Raw genomic sequence first — 8975 nt, forward strand, 5'->3', positions numbered from 1 at the left:
TCCTAATAGCTCTATAGATAAAAATATATGATGAAACTCAAATTGTACAAATCTATTTTTTATGTATTTTCCTTTCTGTCTGATAAGACGAATGGAGCGAGTTTTTTTGTTAAATACAAACTATTATTAGGCACTCTTATTATTGGATTGGCAGGGACATCTGCAAAAGCTCAAAAGAAAGAGGTCATAAATGATACGATCCCTCTTCGAATACCTCTTTATTCAGAGATGGCATCCTGCTATAAAGTCGCTGTTGATTCAACTGAAATACAACAGACCTCAGATACTTTAAATGTTAAAGAAGTAGTTGTTGTCGGTAGTAGATCAATAGTTAAAAACCGATCAGGTATTGCTTGTTATGCGGTTCAGGTCGTTGACGGGCCAGTAATAAAACCCAAAAGTTCTGTAAGCATAGATTCTATAACAAGCAAATCATTAAAGATGAATATTACAAATGAACTTACAGGTATCATGTGTTATGGTATTAGTGTTAATCCATATAATAATGATGACATATATGCTTCCAGACTCAAAGAAAGAGAATTCGATTATGACCAGGTAATAATAAAGCCCATATCTCCTGTCGGTAATCTTGAAGACTTTGAAAAATGGCTCCAACGTAATATTCGATATACAGAACAAATGCGCAGAGATGGAATAGAAGGAGTGGTAAAACTCAGCTTTATTATAAACAAAAAAGGGAAAGTAATAAATAAAAAGATTGTAAAAAGCCTATCGAAAGAAGCGGATAAGGAAGTCCTTAATGTTATATCGAAATCTAAAAGATGGAAACCCGGGCAGATTTATGGGGATCCGGTAAAAACAAGAATAACAATAACGGTTAATCTTAGTAGCGACATAGAATGAAACTCAAATCATATAATATATTATTTTGCCTATTCTCTTTTCTTGCGGACAAGACAAACGGATCGCCGATCTTTGTCAAGTATAAATTATTACTAGGTACATTGATTATTGGCATAGCAGGGACAACAGTTCAAGCACAGCGAAAAGTAGAGATAAGTTGTTATGATACGATACCTCCTCGTGTACCTCAAAATAAAGAAATAAAAACTAGGACTACCTCTTCTTTAGAAAAACAGAACAATAGGCGCGATAGTCTTATAGAAATAAAGGGAAGAGTAAAGGATGAGCATGGCGATTTTATAGCCGGAGTATCAATTGTTGCAAAAGGAACTACAAATGGGGTAGTTTCTGGTACAGACGGAACTTTTAGTATTGAGGTTAAATCTACTGACAGGTTAGTGTTTTCTTTTGTTGGTATGGAAAGCCGGGAAATCTCAGTTTCAACTATGATAGGAGGTGAAGCAATAATAACAATGAAAGATTCAGATATGATTCTCTGCTACGAAGTCATTGTTGTTAGTGATCCAAGATTCCGGGATGATATATATTCACCGGGAGTGAAGCCAATAACTAAGATTTCATATAATGAAATATCTAAAAAGCCGGTTTCTCCTGCCGGCGATCTTGAAAGCTTCCAAAAATGGATACAAGGTAATATCCGGTATAGCGAACAGATGAAGAATGATAACGTCAAAGGAGAGGTTATCCTTAGTTTTGCCGTTGATAAAAAAGGGAGACTGGTAGATAAAAAAGTGATCGGTAAGCTATCAAAAGATGCAGATAAAGAAGCCTTGAGAGCCTTATCGTTGTCCGGAGTATGGGAACCCGGAATTCATTATGATGGCAAGCCGGTTAAAACAACGATGACTATTAGTCTGGATTTCGGAGATGAAAAATAAGGAAAGATTACAGCTATATAATATTGCCTTTGAACTGACTGATAAATGCAATCTTGCTTGCCGTTATTGTTACAATATCTGGAAGATACCTGGTGCACAACATCAATCATTCAATTCATACAATAAAGCAATCAAAACCCTGAAACAAGTTTTTTCGCAGGTGGATATCCGTAATATTACCCTTACGGGAGGGGAACCTTTTGTCGCTCAACGTATCAAAGAGATTGCTCTTTTTTGCCGGATGGAAGGTAAAACGGTCACAGTTATCAGTAATGGGTATAAAGGCACAGCAGAGGACTATAACGATATGATAGCTATGGGAATTACTCTGTTTGAGTTTCCCATACATTCAGCGGACGAAACTGTACATGATTATATTACACAGGTACACGGAAGTTGGAAGAAATCTATTAACTCTATTCGGACAGTGCAAGGTATCGGTGGTTATCCGGTTCCTGTAATAGTATTGACAAGATATAATATAGAAGTCCTATCTGATACCTTGGGCTTTATATCCGATTTAGGTTTAAGACGAATTATGATGAACCGGTACAATATCGGTGGGTGCGGTGTTGCCAATCCGGCATCTGTTTCGGCTAATCATAATCAATTGAAAAAAGCATTTACAATAGCTAATGCCAAAGCTGAGGAATTGGGCTTGGTTATTTCTTCCAATGTGTGTTCTCCCGACTGTCTTATTGATCCAGAGATGTATCCAAATATCATGTTTGGCCATTGTTCCGATAACGTATTACAAAAGCCAATAACGATGGATATTAATGGGAATATTCGTCTGTGCAATCATTCTCCTGTAGTGGCTGGAAATATTTACAAACAAGATTTAAGACAAATCTTGTATTCCCCATACGCCAATTCGTGGAATGAGATTGTTCCTGAGTATTGCTGTAAATGTGACAAATGGGATATTTGTCGTGGTGGTTGCCGTGCAGCTTCTGAACAATGTGGATTAGGATTGGAACATGTAGATCCTATATTGACTAGTGAGGAATTAATTTGATTTGATCAATCAGGAGTAAAACGCCTTTAATTCAAGAAATAGTCTCATCTTATATTATTTTTTGAATTTAGATAGATATTCCGTATCTATTTAATCAGTATGTATATAAAAAAAGAGACCGGGCCCGGTCTCTTTTAGGGTTGATGCATCACTGCATTAAAAAGTGTTTGTATGAATTGGATGCAACATTATAAGGAGTGTATCCTGTCCCCTATTTCATTGTGTTTATTATTTCTACATTTACGGTTTTATCGTAAATGTGAAAGCAGCATAAGATCCAACTCCCACAATAGTTGGTGTTGCTGTAAATTTTATCTGCCGGGTACATGTGGAAACAGAAGCATCTTTAAATCTCCAGACAACCGGAGTCGCGGGATTTCCTTGGTAATCATCTCCTGTAGGCTGGTCTGTAGCCACAATCGAAAAATCTTCCGTATTTATCCAAATCAATGTATATTCACGAGCACCCTCCCAAATATTAGGAGAAATAGGCTCAATCCTTATACCATATAATTTTGCTGGATCTACACCAGCCGGAATCGTTTCAGGATTGCCAGTATGATGAGATAATGTCACTGCATAGGCATCATTACCATAAGAAGACGTTTCAGTACATTGAAAAGTTCCAACAAATGTTGTTTCCGGAACGAATGGACATACAACAGAATATTGTACACGATAAGAAAGGCCCCGGCCTTCAATTTGCCAGCCTGCAAAAGCCTGATTATTATAAACATTTGTATTTGGATTCCAGCCCGGAATTACTTCTCCGCTTTTTAATACAACATTCACAGTGAAATTTAATGTTTCACCCAAGGCCGGAGATGTTTTTCCAAACTTACCATACACATCAGCCATATTAATCGATATTGTCGACGGAAAGCTTGTAATGTCATCCACAACCACCTGAGCAGTCGTTTTGGTCCCATCATTTAACACAGCTAACAATTGTGCATGATCCATCATTGAATAGTCGCCTTGCTGAGTAGGGATAGTCAGTTTTACCTGATAGTTTCCGGTTGTTTGGCCATCTGAAAGGACACCATCAGTTCCGGGTACTCTCAAAATATCAATGACAACCCCTCTTTTTACTTCATCTATAGGGAACGGAAGATCCTTGTCGCAACTTGCTGTAATTAAGCATATCGTAATTGCCGCAAGAATATATAAATATATTTTTTTCATATTTCTTTTAACTTTAAATTGTCTATCAATCGCTCTGTTTTATTTATCCCAGAATATAAATTTAGCCGACAAGTTCGTCTTTTGCTCCAGATTTGGATTCAGATCCGTTTCGGTAGTTGTAGGATAATATAATGATCTAGGGAAAGATACTATTGGAGCAATAGGTACCCGTGCCGGAGAGAGTGCAGTAACGGTAGGATTTACTCCATATCCCGGATCTGCCGTATTAGCCGGATTGAACAACTCCGGATAGCCTGTCCTGCGGTAATCTGTATAGGCATCTTCCGGAGAGAAGATATTCCCGATCCATTTTTGTGTCATGATGATCTCCAGTTTACCTGCATCTGAAGCCGCGTCATATTTGGCTAGTACTGAAGTCGTGAATGCGTCTCTGTCGGCTGTCGCAATTGTAGGAATATTACTTTGTTTTGCCGCGACTGCATTTACATGTGCAATAGAAGCATTCATTCCTTCCTTAAATAAAGCCTTTGCATCGCCGTTTATCTCACCGGTAAGGGCCAATTCAGCCAGCATAAATTTGAGTGAATGAAATGTAACAAGTTTAAGTGGAGCCACACCATTACCAGTATTTGCGGATACAGCACCTCCATTACCATCATCATATTTTCCTCCGCAGAGATAGATGCCGACTTTACTCATGGAACTGGATTGATCGCCTGCATTATTTGAGCCGTTGTCGGCGAAGAAGATAGTTAGGAAATTACCTTCACGATAAGAATGATTGTTTTGTGCTGCCTGACCTGTTTTCAACTGATTGTAGAAATAATACGGTACCCGTGGATCTGTGATTCCTGCAAACGGATTTTTAGTATTGTTGTATGTGAGGCCTTTCATCATTTCATAGAAGTAAGGGCTGATATAGTGAGTTGTACCCTTATTGGCATATTCAGATACAAAGGTAGGATGACGTTCGTCCGGACTTAATTTTGCTGTATACCAGAATTGGAAATCTTCTCCCGAAGCGATAAAATTGTTTGCTGTGATTAAGTCGGACAGTCTTTTTTGCCAGTCAGTAATGTCAGATTTTGCTAACCGCGTCTGCAACAATAATTTCAGTTTGATTGTATTGTTCAGACGAATCCATTTGTCTTTATTTCCACTATAAAAAAAGTCGTCGTCTCCCGGTTTTAAAGGATTGGCTGCCGTACTATTTTGTAAATCAGCCAGTCCCTCTTCCAATAAAGCAATTACCGAATTATAGATCGAAGCGCTTTTGTCGGCTTTAGGTGCAGTTAATCCGGGTATATTGTACTCAGAGTAAGGAACATCTCCCCAAAGATCTACCATCATGGAAAACGTGTATGCTTTTAATGTTTTAGCAATTCCCGCATAAATTAGATTTCCATCCGGTTCGGCATTCTTGATAATAGCATCAAAATCAATGAGTGAATAAATATAAAAATAATTCCAAGAATTATAGATATTATTGGCAGTAGTGGTCATCCCATAATTTTGTACCTCGCGTGACACCAGATGGTGAGTATAAGAAGATAAATTATTTCCAATAAAGTTACCTTGTCCAAGTGCAGAAGTCATATATCTTTGGCTACCCGATAACAATTGGGAAAGTTCCGGAGTTGTAGGGGCATTCGGATCATCATTGATATCCAACCAATCTTTTGTACAAGATGTTGTAAAAAGAAAAGCTGATATTATAAAAAAGAATGTTAGTCTATTTTTCATTTTTCTATATATTTAGAATGTTAATCTTAGGTTCAACCCTATTCTTCGTGTCGTAGGTGCAGTCTCCCTGTCAATACCTTGTACATTTCCTGAACCGAAAGAGTTGGATCCTGGATCGTAGTTCAGATATTTCGGAAATCCAGGAGCGTAGTGCCATAAGTTTCTTGCGATTACAGAAAAACTAGCTGAGCCTATAAATGTTTTCTTTAACCATTTTTTTGGTATATCATAACCAAGAGAGATTTCACTCAGGTGGAATACCGTAGCATCGAAAGTCTGGAATTCATGTACGCCGTTCATTGCAAATGTCGGGTTGGTACTAGCTGATGCAAACCACAGATCGTTTTCACTGATTTGCACGGTATTTTGTATTTTATTACCGTTCGCATCCAATATTGGTTTATGTGTATTCGGATCGGCCAAAACTCCCGGAAGAATACGGGTTCCTAAGCGGTCTTCGTTATACTTGGTTACCCCCCTGCCCAACATATCGGATGCTGGACCTGAAACAATAACTCCACCTACACTCATATCGAACATAAAGCTGAATGTAACTCCTTTAAATGATAGTGTATTCGTAATGGCTGATTTGAAATCCGGATAAGGATTGCCCAATTCACCTAATTCAGAATCGACCATATAAGCTCCGGTAGATGGGTTTACTAGAGGGGTACCTTCTTCGTCGCGAGCGATCTTAGTTCCACGAAGAATACCATAAGGTGAGCCCGGTTGCATGGTAGGTTGTGGTTCACTGGTAGATCCGGTTGACAGAGTAAGGCGTTCAACCCCATTCGTTAGCGAAATAACTTTACTCTTATTCTGTGTAAATGTAGCGAATATATCCCATCTGAATGAGTTTTGCAGATTGAGAGGTGTCGCTGATAGCCCTATTTCAATTCCTTTGTTATTAATTTCTCCAAAGTTTGTATAATAACTGCTTGAGCCTGTCGAGCGAGGCAAACTGATAGGAGCGATCATATCCGTAATAGATCTGTTATACCAAGAAAAATCGATGCCTATACGATCCCGAAAGAACTTAAGCTCAGTTCCTATCTCAAATTCTGTAGTAAATTCAGGTTTTAGATTCGGATCATAGGTTGTTGTCGGTAACAACATAATCGGACGGCCGTCAAAAGGCGTATCCTGAAGATACGTTCCATTCTTATAATAGGGAGAAGCGTCATTACCTACTTGTCCCCAACCAAGACGAAGTTTACCAAAACTCAATATGTCAGGATTCACGCCTATAATTTCACTGAATATGAAAGAGCCTGTAAATGCAGGATAATAGTAACTGTTATTATCTTTCGGTAATGTAGACGAATGATCGTTACGCAGAGTCGCATTCAGGTAGAGATAATTTTTGTAGCCAAATGTTACGTCAGCGAACAGAGCCCATAATCGCCTTCTGCTGTATGACTCTGATGCTGTTTGGGTTTGGGTATTATCCACATTATAAATATCTTTGAATATCATTTCTGTTCCATCTTGCATAGCCCTTAAGGAAGTGCGTTGGTTCACATTGTGCCCCAGTGCAGCTTTCAGATTGTAATCCGGTCCGAAGTCTTTTTTGAACGTGAGCACAAAAATCGATTCCAGTTCTTGTACTTTATAATTATCATTCAATATATATCCTTTGCCTGAACTTGCCGCAGAACCGATATTTATAACCTGTTTACGCGCCATTTCATATTGATTCCATCCAAATGTATAGTCGAATGACAACCAATTGGTAAAATCATAACCGGTATTCATTGTCGTTACAGTACGGTCGGTTACTGTATTTATCGTATTGTTCTTCCATGACCATAGCGGATTATCCACCCCACTAAGCGGGAATAAATTTGCTCCGGTTACAGTTTCGTACGGTAATGCGCTGGAGGTATCGAAGTTGCGAGGTAAAAGTAGCGTACGTGCGAATGAACTTGCCGATCCCGTATAGCTGCCTGCTCCGAAAAATGGTCCGTCCTGAATAGTCCGGCTATATGATAAAGTTCCCCCTACCCGTATACCATTATCCAGTTTCTGGTTTCCTCCTGCGCTAAATGAACTCCGTTCAAATTCCGAATGAGGAATGTATCCGTCCTGATCTGCGCGGGATACTGTCAGATTAAAGTTTCCTTTGTCGTTGTAACTCACAATATTTGCAGAGAGATCTAATAAACCACCGGTACGAAATAAGTTTTTTACGTTATTAGGTTGAGCTTTATACTCTTGAGTCACGGGCATATTCGGATAGGCAGCAAGGTAATTAGGCCATGTCGGAAAGGTTTCCATGTCAGAGAAAGCCGGTCCCCACGAGCCATTGGCATTCGAATACACAAAATTCGATCCCGGGCCGTATGTATTTTGATAATCAGGTAAAGACGCAACGTTTTCCCATGCATAAGATGATGTTATTGTAACTTCAGTACCTTTTTGAGATGGACGTGTCTTTTTTGCACCCGATTTTGTCGTAATCAGGATAACACCATTTGCTGCGCGTGAACCATATAATGCCGCAGCTGCCGCACCTTTAAGAACGCTCATACTTTCAATATCATTCGGGTCTAAGGTCGAAATTCCCGTTCCGTAAGCACCTGCTGAAGTAAGCCTGCTGCCGGTAGTAACTTCCGGATTACTGTAAGGAATACCATCCACTACATACAATGGGTCATTACTTCCGTATATGGAAGAGTTCCCCCGGACAGATACTTTTGTAGCGCTACCTGCCACAGATGAAGAGGAACTTATTTGTACTCCGGGTATTTTTCCACTCAACGAACGAAACAAATCGGGTTCAGCTTTTTGCACCGCATTGCTCGGATCTACCTTGGCAACCGCATACCCCAAAGCTTTATCAGAGCGACTGATACCCATTGCCGTAACAACGACTTCGTCTAATATGTTTTCATCACTTTGCAGTACTACTTTCATGTTCTGAACGGGTTTAGTTTCCATTGTTTTCATTCCGATCAATGAAAATACCAGTACATTATTCCCTTCGGGCACATTAATAGAAAACTTACCGTCCAAATCAGTTATTGTACCCGTAGTAGTTCCTTTCACTACAACTGAAGCACTAATAACGGGCTCCCCATTACTGTCTACCACAGTACCGGAAATCCTCGTTGTTTGTGCTACTATAAATCCGATGCTTAGCAATAAGCAGGATAAAATTAACACCACTCTTTTCTTCATAATAATTGTAATTAATAGCTAAATATTGTTTTTTATATCAACTCGACATTATAATTTGAGAATATTTCTTTAGGCCCGATTCATTCGCTGGTACAAACGCAAAAAAACCTCTCTAGTAACGT

The 8975-nt window shown here is 39.0% G+C and carries 6 protein-coding genes; 3 read left to right on the forward strand and 3 right to left on the reverse strand.

Annotation, left to right across the window (positions count from 1 at the left end):
* Window positions 1-27 precede the first annotated feature (27 nt).
* The 3 genes from HMPREF9455_RS20830 to HMPREF9455_RS17380 are packed head-to-tail and all read left to right on the forward strand — an operon-like array spanning window position 28 to window position 2784.
* Window positions 28-867, forward strand: coding sequence for an energy transducer TonB (locus tag HMPREF9455_RS20830; RefSeq protein ID WP_052303111.1), 840 nt, complete (start codon window positions 28-30; stop codon window positions 865-867).
* Window positions 864-1766 (forward strand): energy transducer TonB, encoded by a 903-nt coding sequence (locus tag HMPREF9455_RS17375; RefSeq protein ID WP_006801051.1) that lies wholly within the window; start codon window positions 864-866, stop codon window positions 1764-1766. Before HMPREF9455_RS20830 ends, HMPREF9455_RS17375 begins: the two co-directional genes overlap by 4 nt.
* Entirely contained in the window at window positions 1756-2784 is a 1029-nt protein-coding gene (locus HMPREF9455_RS17380; protein ID WP_006801052.1) for a radical SAM/SPASM domain-containing protein, read from the forward strand. The genes HMPREF9455_RS17375 and HMPREF9455_RS17380 overlap by 11 nt, the downstream gene beginning before the upstream one ends.
* Window positions 2785-3024: 240 nt before the next feature.
* Here the strand turns inward: HMPREF9455_RS17380 and HMPREF9455_RS20835 are convergent, their stop codons facing one another.
* From HMPREF9455_RS20835 to HMPREF9455_RS17395, 3 genes are read right to left on the reverse strand one after another with little or no spacing between them, the layout of a single operon-like run.
* Complete coding sequence (locus HMPREF9455_RS20835) at window positions 3025-3969, reverse strand: hypothetical protein (protein ID WP_006801053.1); 945 nt, start codon at window positions 3967-3969, stop codon at window positions 3025-3027.
* A 39-nt stretch (window positions 3970-4008) separates the two neighbouring features.
* Window positions 4009-5673 (reverse strand): SusD/RagB family nutrient-binding outer membrane lipoprotein, encoded by a 1665-nt coding sequence (locus tag HMPREF9455_RS17390; RefSeq protein ID WP_006801054.1) that lies wholly within the window; start codon window positions 5671-5673, stop codon window positions 4009-4011.
* Window positions 5674-5685: 12 nt separating this feature from the next.
* The gene (locus HMPREF9455_RS17395; protein WP_006801055.1) at window positions 5686-8853 is read right to left on the reverse strand and encodes a SusC/RagA family TonB-linked outer membrane protein; all 3168 of its coding nucleotides are present in this window, start codon (window positions 8851-8853) and stop codon (window positions 5686-5688) included.
* Window positions 8854-8975 lie beyond the last annotated feature (122 nt).

The organism is Dysgonomonas gadei ATCC BAA-286, from assembly GCF_000213555.1.
Classification (GTDB): Bacteria; Bacteroidota; Bacteroidia; order Bacteroidales; family Dysgonomonadaceae; genus Dysgonomonas; species Dysgonomonas gadei.

Bases quoted from the DNA above. Each gene is read 5' to 3' on its own strand.
- HMPREF9455_RS20830 (WP_052303111.1), top strand. From the start codon at position 28: ATGATGAAACTCAAATTGTACAAATCTATTTTTTATGTATTTTCCTTT.
- HMPREF9455_RS17375 (WP_006801051.1), top strand. From the start codon at position 864: ATGAAACTCAAATCATATAATATATTATTTTGCCTATTCTCTTTTCTT.
- HMPREF9455_RS17380 (WP_006801052.1), top strand. From the start codon at position 1,756: ATGAAAAATAAGGAAAGATTACAGCTATATAATATTGCCTTTGAACTG.
- HMPREF9455_RS20835 (WP_006801053.1), bottom strand. From the start codon at position 3,969: ATGAAAAAAATATATTTATATATTCTTGCGGCAATTACGATATGCTTA.
- HMPREF9455_RS17390 (WP_006801054.1), bottom strand. From the start codon at position 5,673: ATGAAAAATAGACTAACATTCTTTTTTATAATATCAGCTTTTCTTTTT.
- HMPREF9455_RS17395 (WP_006801055.1), bottom strand. From the start codon at position 8,853: ATGAAGAAAAGAGTGGTGTTAATTTTATCCTGCTTATTGCTAAGCATC.